The organism is Myxococcota bacterium, from assembly GCA_035498015.1.
Taxonomy (GTDB): Bacteria; Myxococcota_A; UBA9160; order SZUA-336; family SZUA-336; genus VGRW01.
Window position 1 is genome coordinate 1 of record DATKAO010000203.1, and the last position, 18,631, is coordinate 18,631.

At 70.9% G+C, this 18,631-nt stretch carries 18 protein-coding genes; 10 read left to right on the plus strand and 8 right to left on the minus strand.

All coding sequences use genetic code 11. The features are described 5' to 3' along the window. Together VMR86_18035 and VMR86_18040 are read left to right on the plus strand one after the other, a co-directional pair. Positions 1–214, plus strand: a 214-nt coding sequence (locus VMR86_18035; GenBank protein HTO08954.1) for a DUF2304 domain-containing protein, incomplete at its 5' end; no start/stop codon positions are given. After that, the gene (locus VMR86_18040) at positions 211–1,182 is read left to right on the plus strand and encodes a serine hydrolase (GenBank protein HTO08955.1); all 972 of its coding nucleotides are present in this window, start codon (positions 211–213) and stop codon (positions 1,180–1,182) included. The genes VMR86_18035 and VMR86_18040, both read left to right, overlap by 4 nt. A 34-nt stretch (positions 1,183–1,216) precedes the next feature. Here VMR86_18040 and VMR86_18045 read toward each other — a convergent pair whose 3' ends face one another. Continuing rightward, complete coding sequence (locus VMR86_18045; GenBank protein HTO08956.1) at positions 1,217–2,293, minus strand: thioredoxin domain-containing protein; 1,077 nt, start codon at positions 2,291–2,293, stop codon at positions 1,217–1,219. Between the two features lie 75 nt (positions 2,294–2,368). Between VMR86_18045 and udk the strand changes: the two genes are divergently transcribed. Beyond that, a complete protein-coding gene (udk, locus tag VMR86_18050) occupies positions 2,369–2,986 on the plus strand; it encodes a uridine kinase (GenBank protein HTO08957.1) in 618 nt (205 codons plus the stop codon). Here udk and VMR86_18055 read toward each other — a convergent pair. Further along, the gene (locus tag VMR86_18055; GenBank protein ID HTO08958.1) at positions 2,983–3,954 is read right to left on the minus strand and encodes an alpha/beta hydrolase; all 972 of its coding nucleotides are present in this window, start codon (positions 3,952–3,954) and stop codon (positions 2,983–2,985) included. The genes udk and VMR86_18055 overlap by 4 nt on opposite strands. Before the next feature lie 41 nt (positions 3,955–3,995). On the opposite strand from VMR86_18055, the gene VMR86_18060 reads away from it, so the two are divergent. Together VMR86_18060 and VMR86_18065 are read left to right on the plus strand one after the other, a co-directional pair. Then, positions 3,996–4,400, plus strand: a complete 405-nt coding sequence (locus VMR86_18060) for a thioesterase family protein (GenBank protein ID HTO08959.1) — start codon at positions 3,996–3,998, stop codon at positions 4,398–4,400. A gap of 241 nt (positions 4,401–4,641) precedes the next feature. Then, the gene (locus tag VMR86_18065) at positions 4,642–6,432 is read left to right on the plus strand and encodes a phosphoenolpyruvate carboxykinase (GTP) (protein HTO08960.1); all 1,791 of its coding nucleotides are present in this window, start codon (positions 4,642–4,644) and stop codon (positions 6,430–6,432) included. Positions 6,433–6,466: 34 nt separating this feature from the next. On the opposite strand, the gene VMR86_18070 is transcribed toward VMR86_18065, so the two are convergent. From VMR86_18070 to VMR86_18090, 5 genes are read right to left on the minus strand one after another with little or no spacing between them, the layout of a single operon-like run. Continuing rightward, entirely contained in the window at positions 6,467–7,105 is a 639-nt protein-coding gene (locus VMR86_18070; GenBank protein ID HTO08961.1) for a CDGSH iron-sulfur domain-containing protein, read from the minus strand. Then, positions 7,102–7,611: a hypothetical protein gene (locus VMR86_18075; GenBank protein HTO08962.1), complete on the minus strand. Its 510-nt coding sequence runs from the start codon at positions 7,609–7,611 to the stop codon at positions 7,102–7,104. Before VMR86_18075 ends, VMR86_18070 begins: the two co-directional genes overlap by 4 nt. Positions 7,612–7,623: 12 nt before the next feature. Beyond that, complete coding sequence (locus VMR86_18080; protein HTO08963.1) at positions 7,624–8,865, minus strand: cytochrome P450; 1,242 nt, start codon at positions 8,863–8,865, stop codon at positions 7,624–7,626. A gap of 48 nt (positions 8,866–8,913) precedes the next feature. Next, a complete protein-coding gene (locus VMR86_18085; protein ID HTO08964.1) occupies positions 8,914–10,074 on the minus strand; it encodes a phosphotransferase in 1,161 nt (386 codons plus the stop codon). Continuing rightward, complete coding sequence (locus VMR86_18090; GenBank protein ID HTO08965.1) at positions 10,071–10,967, minus strand: alpha/beta hydrolase; 897 nt, start codon at positions 10,965–10,967, stop codon at positions 10,071–10,073. Before VMR86_18090 ends, VMR86_18085 begins: the two co-directional genes overlap by 4 nt. Positions 10,968–11,028: 61 nt before the next feature. On the opposite strand from VMR86_18090, the gene VMR86_18095 reads away from it, so the two are divergent. The 3 genes from VMR86_18095 to VMR86_18105 all read left to right on the plus strand — a co-directional run bounded on the left by VMR86_18095 (position 11,029) and on the right by VMR86_18105 (position 15,353). Further along, a complete protein-coding gene (locus VMR86_18095; GenBank protein HTO08966.1) occupies positions 11,029–12,615 on the plus strand; it encodes an NAD(P)/FAD-dependent oxidoreductase in 1,587 nt (528 codons plus the stop codon). Between the two features lie 153 nt (positions 12,616–12,768). Next, positions 12,769–13,233: a (2Fe-2S)-binding protein gene (locus VMR86_18100; GenBank protein HTO08967.1), complete on the plus strand. Its 465-nt coding sequence runs from the start codon at positions 12,769–12,771 to the stop codon at positions 13,231–13,233. After that, positions 13,230–15,353, plus strand: coding sequence for a molybdopterin cofactor-binding domain-containing protein (locus VMR86_18105; GenBank protein ID HTO08968.1), 2,124 nt, complete (start codon positions 13,230–13,232; stop codon positions 15,351–15,353). The genes VMR86_18100 and VMR86_18105 overlap by 4 nt, the downstream gene beginning before the upstream one ends. Here VMR86_18105 and VMR86_18110 read toward each other — a convergent pair. After that, the gene (locus tag VMR86_18110; protein HTO08969.1) at positions 15,350–16,360 is read right to left on the minus strand and encodes an endonuclease/exonuclease/phosphatase family protein; all 1,011 of its coding nucleotides are present in this window, start codon (positions 16,358–16,360) and stop codon (positions 15,350–15,352) included. The genes VMR86_18105 and VMR86_18110 overlap by 4 nt on opposite strands. On the opposite strand from VMR86_18110, the gene VMR86_18115 reads away from it, so the two are divergent. Both VMR86_18115 and VMR86_18120 read left to right on the plus strand, forming a co-directional pair. After that, entirely contained in the window at positions 16,361–17,599 is a 1,239-nt protein-coding gene (locus tag VMR86_18115) for a serine hydrolase domain-containing protein (protein HTO08970.1), read from the plus strand. Between the two features lie 48 nt (positions 17,600–17,647). Then, positions 17,648–18,538: a GGDEF domain-containing protein gene (locus VMR86_18120; protein ID HTO08971.1), complete on the plus strand. Its 891-nt coding sequence runs from the start codon at positions 17,648–17,650 to the stop codon at positions 18,536–18,538. The last annotated feature ends 93 nt before the right edge of the window (positions 18,539–18,631 follow it).

Consider the following 18,631-nt stretch of genomic DNA (forward strand, 5'->3'; position numbering starts at 1 on the left):
CGACGGCCTGCGCATGCTCACGCGCGCCATCGGCGCCTGGACGCCGAGCTCGACCATGTTCTTCCTGGGTGAGCTGTTCCTGGTGGCGATCTGCCTGAACTACGCGGTGCGGCTCTCGCGCGCGAGTCTCTCGATCAAGAATCTGGCGCAGGAGGTGGCGCTGCTGCGCACCGAGATCGAGAAGCTCGCTCGCGGCAAGGCGGGGTCCGCATGAGCGGCTGGCCTTCGACCGACTGGCTGCCCGGCGCGCCGCCCCCGGGCTTCCGCGAGCCCGGGGGGCTCGACGCGCTGGGGCAGACCCACGCGCTGGCGGTGATCTGGCGCGGCCTGCTCGTGCACGAGCGCTACGGCCCCGGCCACGGGCCCGACTCCACGCTGCTCTCGTGGTCGATCGCGAAGAGCTTCCTGCACGCGCTGGTCGGGATCCTGGTGCGCGACGGCAAGCTCGCGACCGGTGCGCGCGCCGACGTGCCGCAGTGGCGCGCGCGCGGCGACGCGCGCGGCGCGATCACGCTCGAACACCTGCTGCGCATGTCGAGCGGTCTCTTCTGGCGCGAGGACTACGTGGACGCGCAGCGCTCCGACGTGATCGAGATGCTGTTCGGGTCGGGCAAGGACGACGTCGCGGACTTCGCCGCGCACTTCCCGCTGGAGCACCGGCCCGGAACGGTCTGGAACTACTCGAGTGGCACGAGCAACCTCCTGTCTGCGATCGCCGGCCGCGCGATCGCCGGCGGCGGCCCCGCGGTCCAGGAGTTCCTGCGGCGCGAGCTGTTCGCGCGCCTGGGCATGGCCAGCGCCAGCGCGCGCTGCGACGCCGCCGGCACCTGGATCGGCTCGTCGTTCGTGTTCGCGAGCGCCCGCGACTACGCGCGCTTCGGCTACCTGTATCTGCGCGACGGCGTGTGGCACGGCGAGCGCGTGCTGCCCGAGGGCTGGGTGGCGCACGCGCGGCGACTCACTCCGGGCTCCGCGCACGAGGGCCAGGAGTACGGCGCGCACTGGTGGCTGCAGCCGGGCGGCGAGGGCACGTTTTCGGCGAACGGCTACGCCGGGCAGTACCTGTTCGTGGCGCCGGCGCGCGACGTGGTCGCGGTGCGGCTCGGTGAGTCGACCGCCGAGCACGGCCCCGGCCTGCGCGAGTGGATGCGCGCGCTGGTGGCCTGCTTCCCTCGGGCCTGACGGAGCGTGGGCCGCGTGCCCACGCGGCCCACGGTCACGAAGCCGGCGGCTTGGGCGCTCCGCCCTTGTCGGCCAGCTCCTGGTCGATCCAGCGCGTGAAGTCCTCGATCGGGCGCGCGCCCGAGATCAGGATCCCGTTCACGAAGAACGCCGGGGTGCCCGTGAGTCCCGCCTGGCGCGCGGCGACCGCGTCGACGTTGACGCGTGTCTCGCTGGCCGGGTCCTGGCGGCAGGTCTTGAACTTGCCCGCATCGAGCCCCAGGTCGGTGGCGTACTTCTCGAGGTCGGCATCGCCCAACGCCTGCTGGTTCGCGAACAACAGATCGTGGTACTCCCAGAACTTGCCCTGCTGCTCGGCGCAGACCGCGGCGATCGCGGCCGCGCGCGCCCGCGGGTGCAGGCCGTCGAGCGGCATGTGGCGGTACACCAGCCGCACCTGGGTCGGGTACTTCTTCAGGAGCTCGAGCACGGTCGGCTCGGCGCGCTTGCAGAAGGGGCACTGGTAGTCGCTGAACTCGATCACGGTGACCGCCGCGTCGGCGGGCCCGCGCGAGGGGCCGGTCGCGTCGACGTTGATGCGCGGCGGCTGCATGAGCACGGCCACCTGCGCGTTCTTGCGCAGGTCGGCGCGCACCTTGTCGGGGCGCTGTGACTCGAGGTGCTGGCGGATGCGCGCGGAGAAGGCCTCGAGCGAGGCGTCGGCCGGCAGGCGCTGGCGGTTGTCGTCGAAGAACGCCTTGACCTCGTCGTCGGTCACCGGCAGGGCCTTGATGCGCTCGGTCATGTAGTCGTCGGGCGACTTGCCGGCCTTGGCGGCGGCGTCGCCGAGCAGCTTCTCGTCGATCAGCGATTCGATCGCCTGCGAGCGCGCCTCGTAGGCTTCGCTCGCGTTCTTGTCGGTGACCTCGCGCTTGTACAGGTCGTCCTTGATGTAGGTCTCGAGCTCGGAGCCGGTGATGTCCTTGCCGTTCAGCTTGGCGACCACCGAGTTGTCGCCCCCGGCGGCGGAGGCGGCAGCGCCGCCCTTGCTCGCGTCGCGGGAGCCGCACGCCAGAGTGGCGGCGAGCAGCGCGGCGACGCCCGCATTGCGGAGCAGGGAAGCATGAGTCATGGACGGGATTCCTTCGCTTGGGGGTGGCGGAGTCTAGCCTTGTCGGCCCGGCGCTTCACGGACAAAATCCGCGCCATGCGGCGCCCGGTCTGCGTGGCACTGGCCGGCGGGAGCGGCGCCGGGAAGAGCGCGCTGGCCGCGGTCCTGGCCGACGCGCTCGGCCCGGAGCGCGTGCTGCGCATCGCCCAGGATTCCTACTACCGCGACCTCGCGGGGCTCCCCTTCGACGAGCTCGCGGCGCGCAACTTCGACCACCCGGAGGCGCTGGAGACGGAGCTCCTGGTCGCCCACCTGCGCGCGCTGCGCGGCGGCCAGGCGGTCGAGGTGCCGATGTACGACTTCGCGCGGCACCGGCGTTCGGAAACGACCTGGCGCGCCGAGCCCCGAGCGCTGGTCGTGGTGGACGGCATCCTCGCACTGGCGGACGCGGAGCTGCGCGCCTGCTTCGACCTGCGGGTGTTCGTCGATGCGCCCGAGGGTCTCCGGCTCGAGCGCCGCCTGGCGCGCGACGTGGCCGAGCGCGGCCGCAGCCCGGACTCCGTGCGCGCCCAGTTCGAGGCCACCGTGCGCCCCATGCACGACGCCTTCGTGGAGCCGAGCCGCGCCCACGCCGACTGGGTGGTGCCGAACGCCGTCGAGCTCGCCCGTGCCGGCGCGCCGTTGCTGGCGCGCGTCCGGGCGCTGCTGGGCTAGCCGAGGCCCTTCAGGAAGTCGAAGAGCGCCCGGTTCGTGCCCTCGGGATCTTCCTGCTGGGTCCAGTGACCGGCGCCTTCGAGCAGGGTCGTGCCGCGCAGGTCGCTGCAGAAGGCGGGCAGCATCTGCACGCCGGGGCCGGGACCCTTGCGCTCGGGTCCGGTCACGACGAAGTCGCGCAGTCCGCCGATGAAGTGTGAGGGCACGGTGACCTTCGCGTCCGCAAACGGCGCGAGCAGCTCCCAGTTGCGGTCGAAGTTCCGGTACCAGTTCAGGCCACCGCGAAAGCCGGTGCGCGCGAACTCGCCCGCGTAGAAGTCGAGGTCCGAGTCACTGAGCCAGGGCGAGGGTCCGGGCGGCTCGAACATGGCGTCGAGGAAGCCGGCGGTCTTCGGCACCTGGCGCAGGGGCATGTCGGGCAGCTGACCCGACGCGCTGTACAGCAGCATGCGCATGGTGCGGCGCGGGTCGCGCTCGAGCTCGCGCTCGGCTTTCCCGGGCTCCTGGAAGTAGAGGATGTACATGAAGTTGTCCCCGGCGAGCGCTTTGAACATCTGCGTCGGCGGCATCGGCCCGCGCGGGAAGAACGGAACCGAGATGCCGACCACGCCGCGGAAGCGGTCGGGGCGCACGAGCGCCGCGTTCCAGGCCACGATCGAGCCCCAGTCGTGGCCCACGATCACCGCCTGGCGCGCGCCCAGGGCGTCGCACAGGCCGGTCATGTCGCCGATCAGGTGGAAGACCGTGAAGCGGTCGATCTCGGCCGGGGAGTCACTGCGCCCGTAGCCGCGCATGTCGGGCGCGACCGCGTGGTAGCCGGCGGCCGCGAGCGCCGGAAGCTGGTGGCGCCAGGAGTACCACGACTCGGGCCAGCCGTGACAGAGCAGCACGAGCGGGCCGGAGCCCGCCTCGGCGATGTGCAGCTGGATGCCGTTGGTCTGGATCGTGCGGTGCTGGATCTCGCTCATCGACTTGCAGGCTATCACGCGGCCCGTTCAGACTTCCGGAGGTGCCGGTCGTACACGAAGAGAAGCTGCGCGTGAGCTGGGTGGACACCGATGCCAGCGGGCGCATCCACTACACGGCCGCGCTGCGCTACTTCGAGGTCGCCGAGCACGGGCTGATGCGGCGGCTCATGGGCGGACTCACTTGGGTGGGCAACCCCGAGTTCGGCCTGCCGCGTGTGCACGTCGAGGCCGACTACAAGCTCGGCCTCTCGTTCCAGGACGAGATCACGTGCAGCGCGCGCGTCGCCCACGTGGGTAACAGCTCGGCGAGTTACGCCTACGAGATCCGCAATCTGGCCGGCCAGGTGGCCATCACCGGCAAGATCGTGGTGGTCGCGATGGACCGGACCGGCCGGGCGGCGCCCTTGCCGCCCGCCCTGCGCGCCGCCCTCGAAAAGGGTCTCTGAGCCGCCTGCAACCAAAAGCTGCGCGTGCGCCACCGGCAAGCGACCGGCAGGAGAAACCCGTGCTTCACCTACTTCGGGGTGGCGATTTACACTCTCCTTCCTCCGGGAGGGCCAGCCCGGTGTCCGCGCGTCTGTGACCTCCGGCACAGGCTTTGCGACACGGACCGCGCCGTTCCAAAGCAGAGCCCCCAAGCCGATCTGGATGCCCCCCGGTCGAAGAGCGAAGAGGAAAGGACTCGGAATGACGAACCGCGCCCTGCACGCATGGATCGAGGAGATGGCCGCGCTCTGTAAGCCGGAGCGCGTCCGGCTCTGCGATGGCTCGCAGGCCGAGTTCGACGAGATGCTGGCGCTCCTGGTGGCCAGCGGGACCGCCGAGCCCCTGAATCCGAAGCTTCGCCCCAACAGCTACCTGGTCCGCTCCGATCCGGGCGACGTCGCGCGGGTCGAGGACCGCACCTTCATCTGCTCCGAGAAGCCGGACGACGCGGGCCCCAACAACAACTGGCGCGACCCGGCCGAGATGCGCCGCACGCTGCGCGGCCTGTTCGACGGCGCCATGCGCGGCCGCACCATGTACGTGGTGCCGTTCTCGATGGGCCCGCTCGGCTCCCCGATCGCTCACATCGGCGTGCAGCTCACCGACTCACCGTACGTGGTCGCGAGCATGCGCACCATGACGCGCATGGGCGCGGGCGCGCTCGAGGTCCTGGGCGAGCACGGCAGGTTCGTGCCCTGCCTGCACTCGGTGGGCGCGCCGCTCCAGCCCGGCCAGAAAGACGTGGCCTGGCCCTGTGACTCGCAGCAGAAGTACATCGTGCACTTCCCCGAGACGCGCGAGATCTGGTCGTACGGCTCGGGCTACGGCGGAAACGCGCTCCTGGGCAAGAAGTGCTTCGCGCTGCGCATCGCCTCGGTGATGGCGCGCGACGAGGGCTGGCTCGCCGAGCACATGCTGATTCTGAAGGTGACTTCGCCGGAAGGCCGCGCGCGCTACGTGGCGGCGGCGTTCCCGAGCGCGTGCGGCAAGACCAACCTGGCGATGATGCAGCCCACGGTGCCCGGCTGGAAGGTCGAGTGCATCGGCGACGACATCGCCTGGATGAAGTTCCACAAAGACGGCCGGCTGTACGCGATCAACCCCGAGGCCGGTTTCTTCGGCGTGGCGCCGGGCACGAGTGACAAGTCGAACCCGAACGCCATGCGCACCGTGGCCTCGAACACCGTGTTCACCAACTGCGCGCGCACCGAGGACGGCGACGTGTGGTGGGAGGACATGACTCCCGAGCCGCCCGCGCGGCTCACCGACTGGCGCGGCAACCCCTGGACGCCGGGCAGCAAGACGCCCGCCGCGCACCCCAACGCGCGCTTCACCGCGCCTGCGTCGCAGTGCCCCGTGATCGCCCCGGAGTGGCAGGACCCGGCGGGCGTGCCGATCAGCGCGATCCTGTTCGGCGGCCGCCGCGCGACCGTGGTGCCGCTGGTCAACGAGGCGCGTGACTGGGCGCAGGGCACGTTCTTCGGCTCGATCATCGGCAGCGAGAAGACCGCGGCCGCGGCCGGCACGATCGGCGAGCTGCGCCGCGATCCGATGGCCATGCTGCCGTTCTGCGGCTACAACATGGCCGACTACTGGAGTCACTGGCTGCGCATCGGCCAGCGCGCCGGCGCGAAGCTGCCCAAGATCTTCTGGGTCAACTGGTTCCGGAAGGGCCCGAACGGCGAGTTCCTGTGGCCGGGCTACGGCGAGAACAGCCGCGTGTTGAAGTGGGTCTTCGAGCGCTGCGAGGGCGAGGTGAAGGGCGTCGAGACACCGATCGGCATCCTGCCGAGCGAGTCCGAGCTCGACACCGAGGGCCTCGACCTCGACCCCGAGGACCTGGCGGTCCTTTTGGGCGTCGACGTCGGCGGCTGGCTGGAGGAGATCCCGATGATCCGGAGTCACTACGCCGCCTTCGGCGACCGTCTGCCGCGCGAGCTCGCGCAGGAGCTCGCCGCGCTCGAGCAGCGGCTGCGCACGACGCGGATCTAGCGACCCGCGCGCGCGCGTCGCAGCGCCGCGAGGTCTAGCCCACGAAGCCGTTCCGCTTGTGCGTGCCGTCGCAGTAGGGCTTGTTCGCCGAGCCGCCGCAGCGGCACAGGTAGGTCTCGCTGGTGCGCAGGATCGTGCGGCCCGTGCCGGTCACGATCTCGAGCGGGCCCTGCACGCGCAGCGGGCCGTTGGGCGCGGGAGTCACGGTGAGCGGGCCGTTGCGCACCGGCAGCGCCTCGGAGTCTTTCGTCGCGGGCTCGCCGCTCGCGCTGAAGCCGACCCGGTTGTGACTCCCGTCGCAGTAGGGCTTGTTCGCCGAGGCGCCGCAGCGGCACAGCGTGGCGCGGTAGCCGGCGTCGACACCGGCGATCGACAGCGGCGCGTGCAGCGCGAGCGGGCCGTTCTCGCGCACGTGCACCGTGTTCACCACCGGCGCGGGCTCGCCGGGGGCGCCGTCGTTGCGCGTGAAGCTGATCGCGCCCGAGGGGCAGGTGAGCGCCAGGTGAGTCACCTCGCCGATCGTGGCACGGTCGGGGTGGATCCACTCGCCCTTCACGTTGGGCACGAACACGTCGGGCCGGCCGAGCACGCAGTTGCGCGAGTGGATGCACTTCTTCGCGGCGAACCGGATCGTGACTTCGCGTCCGCGGACCTCTTCGACTCCATCACTCACGGCGTCGCCCTCCGTTCGATCGGCATCATGTTGACGATGGTGCGGCCGTCCAGCAGCACCCAGGCGGGCTCGATCTCGTAGCCCTGCGCCTCGCGGTAGCGCTCGAAGGCGGGGTTCACGCGCAGATAGGAGACCACGAACGAGAGCGGCATGCGGAACGGGAACTCGGCCACCATGCCGTGCTCGGCCTCGAGCTTGCGCAGCTTCACGTCGCCCAGCGCCGCGACCTTCTCGTCGCCCTCGCCGACCGCCACGCCGATCTGCGCCGAGCCATCGGGCTTGTAGACGCCGAGCGGCCGCAGTCCCTTCGCGCCCGCGGCGGAGAGCTCCGCCACGAGCTGGTCCGTGACTCGCCCCACGTCGGCGGGGTTGGCGTTGGGCAGCTCGCGGTAGGCGAACGTGTAGGGCCCGATCGGGCGCTCGGCGATCGCCACCCGGGAGAAGGCGCCGAGCCAGCCCGCGAACCCGGCGCAGCCTCCGACCAGCAGCACCAGCGCGAGCGCCACCCAGCGCAGGGCTCAGCCCTCCGGCGTGAACCGCACGGGCATGGTCTTCCGCCCGTTGATGAAGTTCGACTGCAGGTGAGTCACGGGGCCCGCGAGCTCGAGGTCGGGCACGCGCCGCAGGAGCTCTTCGAACATGAGCCGCATCTCCATGCGCGCGAGCGATGCGCCCAGACAGAAGTGCACCCCGATGCCGAAGCCCAGGTGCGGGTTGGGATCGCGCGCCAGGTCGAAACGGCCGGCGTCGGCGAACGCGCGCTCGTCGCGGTTGGCCGAGCCGTAGTAGATGACCACCTTCTCGCCCTCGCGGATGGTCTGGCCGGCGAGCTCGCTGTCACGCGTGGCGGTGCGTCGGAACTGCATGACGGGAGATACCCAGCGCACGATCTCGTCGACCGCTGTGTCGAGCAGCTCGGGCCGCGCCAGGAGTCTCTCGCGCTCGGCGGGGAACCGACACAGCGCCTCCATGCCGCCCGAGATCGCGTTGCGCGTGGTCTCGTTCCCGGCCACGACCAGCAGGAAGAAGAACATGTTGAAGTCCAGGCCGCCGAGCTTCTCGCCGTCGACGTCGGCGTGCACGAGCGTGGAGACGATGTCCTCCAGCGGCTCGGCGCGGCGCCGGTCGGCGAGCCAGCTCGCGTACTGGAACAGCTCCATCGCGGCGAGCTGGGCGTCGACCGGCGAGCCGTACTCCGGGTCCTCGGCGCCGACCATGCGGTTGCTCCAGTGGAAGAGCTTCCAGCGGTCCTCGACCGGCACGCCCAGGAGCTCGGCGATCACCAAGAGCGGCAGCTCGGCCGCGATGGCAGTCACGAAGTCGCACTCGCCCTTGCGCGCGACCTTGTCCACGATCTCGCGCGCGTGGTCGCGCACGCGTGACTCGAGCCGGCCGATCATGCGCGGCGTGAAGCCGCGATTCACGAGCTTGCGCAGCTTGGTGTGGCGCGGCGGGTCCATGTGCAGGAGCTGCTGCTGGAAGAGAGCCAGCTCCTCGGGCCGCAGGTCGGCGTTCAGCGCGCTGGCGCGTCCCGACGAGAAACGCTCGTGGTCGCGAGAGACCTCGACCACGTCGGCGTAGCGGCTCACGACCCAGAAGCCCTGCTGGAAGGGCTCGGGCCGGCCGGGAATCAGCTCGCGCCCGGGCCGGCCCGGGTTCCAGTGCAGGCCCGGCTGCGCGCGCAGCCGCGCGAAGAAGGCGTGCGGCGGCCCGTTCTCGAAGGTCTTGGCGCTGAAGAGGTCGACGTTCTCCAGGGTCACGCGGCCACTCTATCACCCCATGCGGGGCGAACCGAGCGTGCCAGCGGACTAGGCGTCGAGCGCGTCCAGGTCGTCGATCGCGCGCGCCATGCGGCCGATGAAGGTGAGCGACACCGCGGGCGGCTGCATCGCCGGCGCCTCTGGTGGCTGGCCCAGCGTGCCGGTCCACCACGCCAGCGCCGCGAACAGCTGCTGCCGGTAGCAGCGGAAGGCGTCTTCGAACGGCACCCGGGCGCGGCCATTCGAGGCCTCGGCCAGCAGCTCGAGATACGAGCGCAAGAGGTCCCGCTCCCAAGCGCGCCGGTCCTCGGTGGTGAGCGAGGTCGAGAGCGCGTAGGCGACGTCGCGGCTCCAGTTGCCGCGGCTGGTGCACTGCCAGTCTTGCACGCCCAGCTCGCCGGACGGCGCGAGGTACCAGTTCCCCAGGTGGACGTCGGAGTGGATCAGCCCGCGAGGCATCTCGGAGTGGCGGGCCACGCACGCCAACGTGGCGGGCCATACCTCGGCCTCGCGCTTGTACAGCCTCTCGGGAATCACTTCGCGAGCGGCGCGGAAGCCGCGCGCGCACGAGTCGCGGAAGCCCGCCTCCTCGGCGGTGACGGTGAAGAACTCCTCCCAGGTGCGGAACGGCGCGAGTGAGCGCTCGAGCTCGGCGCTCTGATAGTACGCGCCGTGCACGGTCGCGAGCAGACGCAGCTGGCTCTCGGCACGCGCGCGGGTCAGCGTGTCGTCGCAGCGCAGGAACTTCACCTGGTCGGTCATGTCCTCCATGACGATGATCGAGTTGAACGAGCGCGGATCGAAGCGCGCGTGCAGCGCGCGCGGCGCCTCGATCGCGAGCTTCGGGCGGACGCGGGAGTAGAACGTGACCTCGGCCTCGATGCCGCCGTTCAGGGCCAGGATGTAGCGGTTGGCGAGCGCGAGCGAGCCCTTGCAAAACACACTCGACGGCAACCCCGCCGCACGGCCGGTCGCGTCGTACTCGATCCGGGTGATGCGCCGTCGGCTCGAGGTTCCCTCGTCCGGCGGGCCCAGCTCGAACGACAGCACGTGGGCGCCGGGGTGGCCGGCGCACAGAACGGCGCCGAGCCACTCGGGCGTGATCGACTCGTAGGTCCGAGGCAGGTCGGCCGCCGTGCGTGGGACCCGGTTCGCCCGCTCTTCCGCGGCGAAGCGCTCGCGGATCTCCGCGAACCGGTCCGCCGTCACCCGAACCGCTTCTTCAGATAGTCGCCGATGCGGGTCACCGCTTCGCGCGCCTCCTCCAGGTCGCTGGCGAAGATCTGCCACACGTGGATCATGCCGGGCCAGACCTCGAGAGTGACTTCCACGCCCTCGCGCTGGGCTTTCTGCGCGAGCCGCAGCGCGTCGTCGAGCAACACCTCGCGCCGGCCGACCTGGATGAAGAGCGGCGGCAGGCCGCGCAGGCTGGCGTGGAGCGGCGCGGCCAGCGGCGTGCGCGGGCTCTGTCCTGCGAGATACGCGGTCCCCATCACGGCGACCAGGTCCTTGCCCACCATCGGATCGTCGGCGACGCCGCCGTTCATCGACTCACCGAGACCCTCGAGGTCGACCCAGGGTGACAGGAGGACCCCGGCCGCGGGCCGCGGCAGGCCGCGCTCGCGGATCGCGACCAGCGTGGCGGCCGTGAGTCCGCCGCCCGCCGAGTCACCCGCGATCGCGATGCGCTCCGGCAGAAGGCCCTGGTCGAGCAGGAACCGGTAGGCAGCGAGCGCGTCGTCGACCGCGCCCGGGAACGGGTGCTCGGGCGCGAGCCGGTAGTTCAGGCCGAGCGCGCGCGCGCCCGCGGCCGCCGACAGCCGCGCGATCATGTCGCGGTGCGAGCCGACGGAGCCGAGCACGTAGCCGCCGCCGTGCAGATACAGCACCGCGCGATCGGCGCGCGCCTGCGGGGCGTCGAGCCACTCGGCGGGAACGCCGCCCGCGCTCACGTTCGTCTGCTTCACCGGGGCGCGCTCGCGGATGTCCGTGAACAGCCGCTCCCAGCTCTCGCGCATGAAGGGCACCGTCGCGTCGGCTCCCCAGGTCGAGAACTCCTTCTGGATCCTTCCGATCAACCGGTCGAGCTCGGCTTGCGACACGTCGTCCTCCTCCGCGTCATACTTCCATACGCCCGCGAGAGCGCCGTTACAAGGAGCCCCGATGCAGCACTTCGACGCGATTGTGATCGGGGCCGGCTTCGCTGGGTTGCGGGCGCTGCACGAGCTGCGCGAGCTCGGCCTCTCTACCCAGGTGTTCGAGGCGGGGTCCGACGTGGGCGGCACGTGGTACTGGAACCGCTACCCCGGCGCGCGCACCGACTCCGAGAGCTGGGTGTACGCGTACTCGTTCTCGAAGGAGCTGCAGGACGAGTGGAGCTGGAGCGAGCGCTTCCCGCCGCAGCCGGAGGCGCTCGCGTACCTTCGGCACGTCGCCGAGCGCTTCGACATGCGCCGAGACATCGCGTTCGACACCAAAGTCGAGTCGGCGGCGTGGGACGAGAGCGCGCAGCGCTGGACCGTGCGCGACGACCGGGGCGGCCTCTGGACGTGTCGGTATCTCGTGACCGCGGTCGGCGTGCTCTCGACGCCGTACGTGCCGCCCTGGCCCGGCATCGAGAAGTTCAAGGGTGAGTGGTACGTCACGGGCCGCTGGCCGAAGGAGCGCGTGAGCTTCGCCGGCAAGCGCGTGGTCGTGATCGGCACCGGCGCGACCGCGATCCAGGCGATCCCGATCATCGCTCAGACTGCCCGACACCTGATGGTGTTGCAGCGCACGCCGAACTACGTGCTGCCCGCGCGCAACGGGCCGCTCACCGACGAGGAGCGCGACGCGATCCGCCGCGACTACGACGCCATCTGGGCGCAGGCGCGCGAGCACTTCTTCGGCTTCGCCATGGACCCGGCGGGTCGCACGATTGCCGACGTGACTCCCGAGGAGCACCAGCGCATCCTCGAGCGCGGCTGGGAGACCGGCGGCTTCCGCTTCATCTTCGAGACCTTCGACGACATCTTCATCGACGACCGGTCGAACGAGGTCGCGGCGGAATTCATTCGCAACAAGATCCGCACGATCGTGAAGGACCCGGCGACCGCCGAGCTGTTGTGCCCGAAAGACTATCCCCTCACCGCGAAGCGGCCCCCGCTCGGTCACTTCTACTACGAGACCTTCAACCGCCCGAACGTCGCGCTGGTCGACGTGAAGGACGACCCGATCACCGAGCTCACGGAGCGCGGCGTGCGCACCGCCACGCGCGAGTTCGAGGCCGACCTGATCGTGTTCGCCACCGGGTTCGACGCGGTGACCGGCACGCTCACGAAGATGGACGTGCGCGGCCGCGGCGGAGTCACGATCGCGGACAAGTGGCGCGACGGACCGCGCACGCATCTGGGCATCATGGTCGATGGCTTCCCGAACCTGTTCATGGTCTTGGGTCCCCAGAGCCCGTTCGCGAACATTCCGGTGGTGATCGACGGCATGGTCGACTGGATCGGTCGCGCCATTCAGCACTTGCGCGCGAACCGGCTCACCACGCTCGAGCCCAAGCCCGAGGCCGTGGAGGCCTGGCGCAAGCACGTCGACCGGCTCGTGAACGCCACCGTGCTGTCGAAGGGCCGGTCCTGGTTCCTGGGCGACAACATCCCGGGCAAGCCGCACGTGACGCTGTTCCATTTCGGGGGCGCTGGCGTCTACCGCCGCGAGTGTCTCGCCGAGGCGGAGAACGGGTTCGCGAGCTTCTTCACCAGCTAGGCCGGGCGAACCGAGGGCGCGACCGCGCCGTCGAGTCGTGCCGAAAGGTCGGCAGCCGGCGACGGGGGGTCGGCAGAGAGCGACGCGATCTTCGCGAAGAGGGGGCTCGAGGGGCCGGAACGGTTCGTGCAGTCAGTCGCTCGAGGGGAAGACATGACCACATTCCAGCTCAACGGAAAGACCGTGACCGTCGAAGCGCCACCGACCACGCCCGTCTTGTGGGTGCTGCGCGACAATCTCGGGCTGACGGGCACGAAGTTCGGCTGTGGCAAGGGCCTGTGCCGCGCGTGCACCGTGCACGTGGACGGGGCGGCGGTGTTCTCGTGCAAGCTCCCACTCGTCGCGCTCGGCGGGCACTCCGTCACGACCATCGAGGGTCTCTCGGGTCGGGTCGCCGAAGCCGTACAGGCGGCCTGGGACGAGATCCAGGTGCCGCAATGCGGCTACTGCCAGGTGGGCCAGGTCATGGCCGCCACCGCGCTTCTCACGAAGAGACCGAAGCCGAGCGACGCCGACATCGACACGGCCATGCAGCGCAATCTGTGCCGCTGCGGAACCTACCAGCGGATCCGCAAGGCGATTCACGACGCCGCGGCCCGGCTGGCGACGAAGACATGAGCGCCGCCGTGGGCTGGTCGCGACGCGAGTTCCTGAAGGTGTCTGCGGTCGCCGGCGGCGGGCTGATGCTCGGCGTGCGCCTGGGCTCGGCCGCGGAGCCCGCCGGTCCATTCCGCCCGAATGCATGGATCACGATCGGAACGGATGGCGGGATCACGCTGGTGAGTCATCGCAACGAGATGGGTCAGGACGTGCACACCTCGCTCGCCATGCTGCTCGCCGAGGAGCTGGCGGTCTCGCCGCAGCGAGTCAGCGTCGCCGAGGCTCCGCCCGACCCCGTGTATCTGAACAAGCTCATGGGCGCACAGATCACCGGCGGCAGCACGAGCATCCGCGACGCGTGGCTGCCGCTGCGCCGGGCGGGCGCGACGGCGCGGACGATGCTGGTCGCCGCGGCGGCAGGGCGCTGGAAGGTTCCGGCGGCGGAGTGCCGGGCGGAGAACGGAACGGTCGTCCACGGCGACAAGTCGTACGCCTACGGCGAGCTCGCGGCAGAGGCGGCCGGTCAGCCGGTTCCCCGCGAGGTCCCGCTGAAGTCGGCGAGTGACTTCTCCGTGATCGGCACGGCGCTCCCCAGGCTCGACGCTGCCGACAAGGCGCGCGGCCGCACGCTGTTCGGCATCGACGTGCAGCAGCCGGGCATGGTGCACGCGGCGCTCGCGCAGTGTCCCGTGCTGGGCGGCAAGGTCGCGTCGTTCGACGCCGGCGGCGTGCAGAGCCGGCCCGGTGTGCGCAAGGTCGTCGACATCGGCGAAGGCGTGGCCGTGATCGCGGATCACTACTGGACGGCGCGCCTCGCGCTCGCCGACGTCAAGATCACCTGGGACGAGGGTCCGGCCGCGAAGCTCGACACTGCGGCGATCTACGCGGCGCTGGAAGCGGCAAAGGACGAGGCGGGAGCGCTCATCCGGCAGGCCGGCGATCCCGCCGAAGTCTTCAGCCGCTCGCAGCCGATCCAGCTCTGGTACCAGTCACAGATGCTCGCGCACGTGTCGCTCGAGCCGCCGAACTGTCTCGCGCGCGTCTCGGGCGACGGCGTCGACGTGTGGACGAGCACGCAGTTTCCGCAGGGCGCGAGGTCGATCGCCGCGCAGGCCGCCGGCGTGGAGGCCGAGCGCGTGCGCATCCACCCGCAGTTCATCGGCGGTGGCTTCGGACGCCGGCTCGACGTGGACTTCATCGGCCAGGCGGTCGCGATCGCGAAGCAGCTCCCTGGCGTACCGGTGAAGACCATCTACAGCCGGGAGGACGACGTGACTCACGACTTCTACCGGCCGCCGAGCCTGCACCGCATGCGCGCGGTGCTGGACGGGGGCAAGCTGTCGGCGTTGACGCTCACGATGATCTCGCCCTCGATCACGCAGCGCGCCTTCCCCGGCGCCGTGAAAGACGGGAAGGACGGCTTCATGACCGAGGGCTTGGTGGACTTCACCTACGACATCCCGAATCTCGAGCTGCGCACGGTGATTCGCGAGGTGGGCATCCGCGTGGGCTACTGGCGCTCGGTGAGCAATGCGCTGAACGCGTTCGCGATCGAGAGCTTCGTCGACGAGCTCGCGCACACGGCGGGCCGCAGCCCGGTCGACTTCCGCGCGGAGCTCCTGTCGTCGCAGCCACGGCAGAAGGCGGTGCTGCTGCGCGCCGTGAAAGAGTCGGGATTCTCGACCGAGGCCGGCCCCGGTCGGGCCTTCGGCATCGCGTCGATGCAGTGCTACGAGACGCACGTCGCGCTCGTGGCCGAGGTCTCGGGCACGGCGAACAAGCTGAAGCTCGAGAAGCTCACCTACGCCGTCGACCCGGGCATCGCGGTGCACCCCGACCAGATCGTGGCGCAGCTCGAGAGCGGCGCAGTGAGTGGGCTCATCAACGCCGTGCGCAGCAAGGTGACCGTGAAGCATGGCCGGGTCGAGCAGTCGAGCTACGACTCGTTCCCGATCCCACGCATGGCCGAGATGCCGCGCACCGAGGTCGTTCTCATGCCGAGCGGCGACCCTCCCGGGGGGATGGGCGAAGTCGGCGTGCCGCTGGTCGCGCCCGCCCTGGCCAACGCGGTCTTCGCGCTCACGGGCAAGCGCATCCGGTCGCTTCCGCTCGAAGATGGTGGCGTCAAGTTCGCCTAGGGCAGGCGGACCGACAGGGCGACCGCGTCGTGGTCCGAGAGGTCGTCGCTGGGCAGGACCGCGGGCTCCGACAGCTCGAGGCCGCGCGCGAAGAACCAGTCGAGCTGCAGCGCGCCGCGTCCGCCGCGCTTGTAGGTCGGGGCCGGGCGCAGGTTCGCGGCGCGCCACGCGAAGCCGCGCGCCTCGGCCAGCGCGAACAGCGGCTCGTGCGCGACCGGGTCGGTGAGTCGGCTCGGGTCGCGCGCCAGCGCCGCGCGCAAGGCGTCGGGGTCCTCGAGCTCGGCGCGGCCGAGTGAGTGCGTGTTGACGTCGCCGCCGACCAGCGCGGGCAGGCCCGGCGCGGCCTGCTCGAGGCGGTCGAACACGACCGCGAGCTGCGCGGCGCGCTCGGCCGGGTCGGAGTGACTCTCGAGGTGCACGCTGGCCAGCGCGAGCTGGCGCGCGCCGAGCGCGATCCGGCACAGCACGGCGATGCGCGTGCCCACGCGCCGCTCGCCCCGGCGGCCGTCGAACCAGCGGCCGCCGGGCTCGAGGCGAGTCACTTCGGGGGCCACGAGCTCGGTGCGCGCGAGCACCGCGCCGCCGTGGTAGCCCACCTGGTTCCGGCCGCCGGCGCACGCGCGCTGCTCCTCGGCGTCGCCCAGGCCGAGCTCCAGGAACTCGACCGCGAAGGCGGCCGAGCAGCCCAGCCGCCCCGCGAGCTCGCGCGGCGCGTGCACCTGGCCCGAGCGCGCCATGCCCACGTCGAGCTCCGACAGCAGGAACGCGTCGGCACCCGAGGCCCGCAGGAACTCGGCGGCGCGCGCCGGCTCGCGGCAGCGCTGGGCGTTCCAGGCGACCACGCGCAGCGAGTCACGGGCCAGGCCGAGCGGGGCGCGCGCCTGCACGAGCTCGAGCGCGCGCGCGAAGCCCAGCGACTCGAGCAGCGCGGCGTGGCGCTCGGGCGTGGCCTCGCCCGCGAGGATCTCGCGCCGCACGCGCTCCGGGATCTCCGGTATGCTCGCCACATGGAGACCATCCAGCGAGACATTCCGAACGGCAAGATCCAGGGTACCTGCGACGCGCGCTTTCTCCCCGTGGCCGCCGAGTTCGAGAAGAACTTCAGCGCGCGCGGCGAGGTCGGGGCGTCGCTCTGCGCCACGCTCGAAGGCCGCACGGTGCTCGACCTGTGGGGCGGATCGGCCGATCCGGCCCGCAACCTGCCGTGGCAGCGAGACACCGTGTCGATCGTGTTCTCGTGCACCAAGGGCGCGGTCGCGATCTGCGCGCACGTGCTGGCCAGCCGCGGGCTGCTCGACCTGGAGGCGCCGGTCGCCGAGTACTGGCCCGAGTTCGCGCGCAACGGCAAGGAGCGCGCCACGGTGCGCATGATGCTCGACCACTCCGTCGGCCTGCCCGCGTTCAAGACCCCGGTGCGTCACGGCGGCTGCACCGACTGGAGCTACATGGTCGAGATGCTCGCGGCGGAGGCCCCGTTCTGGGAGCCCGGCATCCGCAACGGCTACCACATGCTGAACTTCGGCTGGACCGTCGGCGAGCTGGTCCGGCGGGTCTCGGGGAAGTCACTGGGCACGTTCTTCCGCGACGAGATCGCCGGCCCGCTGGGCGTGGACTTCTGGATCGGCACGCCCGAGTCGGTCGAGCCGCGCATCGCGCCCATGCGCATGTTCCTGCCGGGCCCGGGTGACCCGGTCAGCGAGTTCACGCAGACGCTCATGGCGGACCCGCAGTCGATCTCCGCGCTCTCGCTGCTGAACGGCGGCGGCTTCGATCCCAACTCGCGCGAGTGTCACGCGGCCGAGATCGGCGGAGGCGGCGGGATCTCGAACGCGCGCGGCCTGGCCGGGATCTACGCGCCGCTCGCCTGCGGCGGGTCGCTGGGCAAGCTGAAGCTCGTCGACCCCGAGTCACTCAGCCGCATGGGCCAGGTCTCCATGGCCACGAACCGCGACGCCACGCTGCTCATCCCGACGCGCTTCGCGCTGGGCTTCATGAAGTCGATGGACAATCGGCGCCGCGCGCGCGGCGACCGCGACTCGGTGGTGCTGTCGAACGCAGCCTTCGGCCACGTCGGCGCCGGCGGCAGCATCGGCTTCGCCGACCCGGTGGAAGGTCTCTCGTTCGGCTACTCCATGAACCAGATGGGCGCCTCGATCCTGCTGAACCCGCGGGGTCAGTCGCTGGTGGACGCGACTTACCGGACGCTGGGCTACCGCAGCGACGCCTCGGGCGTCTGGATGAAGTAAAGCCCCCGACGTCCTCGTGTCGATGACACGAGCGCGGAGGGGCGCGCCTTGACTGACCCGAAGAGCCAGACGGTCGCGCGCATCGCCTTGCCCGTGGACGACACGCTGGGCGTGCGGCGCGCGCCGGGGCTCGTGGTCGTGGCGGGTGCGGACATCGGGAAGCGCCACGCGCTGCCCGCCGCGGGCGTCGTGATCGGCCGCGACCCGAGCGTAGCGGGCCTGGTGCTCGTCGATCCGGCGGTCTCGGCGCGACACTGCTCGGTGGAATCCGACGGCGCCGGGGGATTCCAGGTCGTGGACCTAGGCAGCCGCAACGGCACGTTCCTGAACGGCGAGAAAGTCGCCGAACGGTCACTCGCCGAGGGGGACAAGATCTTCCTGGGCGAGACGGTCCTGCGCTTCTCGCTGCACGACGCGATCGAGGAGCGCTTCCACGACCGCGTCGACACGCTGATGAACGTGGATGCGCTCACGGGGCTGTTGGTGAAGCGCGCCTTCGACCTCGAGCTGTCGCGCGCGTTCGAGACCGCGCAGCGCACGAGCGGCTCGCTGTGTCTCCTGATGATGGACCTCGACGGGCTGAAGTCCATCAACGACGTGCGCGGGCACCAGATGGGCTCGCTGTGCATCGGCGAGGTCGGCAAGATCATCCTGCAGGAGATCGCGCCGCTGGGCCGCGCCTGCCGCTACGGCGGCGACGAGTTCATCGCCTTCATCGACTCACAGGGTCTCCCGGCCACGGAGACGGTCGCGGAGCGCATCCGCACGCGGGTCGCGGGCTGCGAGTTCATCCGCGACGGCGTGCGCGTCTCGACCACGATCTCGATCGGCGTCGCCGAGTGGCACGCGGGCCTGCGGACTCCCGACCACCTGCTGCAGATCGCCGACGAAGCGCTCTACCGCGCCAAGCGCGCCGGCCGGAACCAGGTCGCGCGTTGACGGCGTTGCGCGCAGCGTAGAGAGCCGCCCGGGTGCTAGCCTGGGAGCCGTGGGCTTCTACCAGAAGTACGTCTTCCCCCGGCTGATCGAGCT

Excerpts from the sequence above, each read along its gene's own strand:
- VMR86_18040 (HTO08955.1), top strand. The coding sequence starts at position 211 with ATGAGCGGCTGGCCTTCGACCGACTGGCTGCCCGGCGCGCCGCCCCCG.
- VMR86_18045 (HTO08956.1), bottom strand. The coding sequence starts at position 2,293 with ATGACTCATGCTTCCCTGCTCCGCAATGCGGGCGTCGCCGCGCTGCTC.
- udk (HTO08957.1), top strand. The coding sequence starts at position 2,369 with ATGCGGCGCCCGGTCTGCGTGGCACTGGCCGGCGGGAGCGGCGCCGGG.
- VMR86_18055 (HTO08958.1), bottom strand. The coding sequence starts at position 3,954 with ATGAGCGAGATCCAGCACCGCACGATCCAGACCAACGGCATCCAGCTG.
- VMR86_18065 (HTO08960.1), top strand. The coding sequence starts at position 4,642 with ATGACGAACCGCGCCCTGCACGCATGGATCGAGGAGATGGCCGCGCTC.
- VMR86_18095 (HTO08966.1), top strand. The coding sequence starts at position 11,029 with ATGCAGCACTTCGACGCGATTGTGATCGGGGCCGGCTTCGCTGGGTTG.
- VMR86_18100 (HTO08967.1), top strand. The coding sequence starts at position 12,769 with ATGACCACATTCCAGCTCAACGGAAAGACCGTGACCGTCGAAGCGCCA.
- VMR86_18105 (HTO08968.1), top strand. The coding sequence starts at position 13,230 with ATGAGCGCCGCCGTGGGCTGGTCGCGACGCGAGTTCCTGAAGGTGTCT.
- VMR86_18115 (HTO08970.1), top strand. The coding sequence starts at position 16,361 with ATGGAGACCATCCAGCGAGACATTCCGAACGGCAAGATCCAGGGTACC.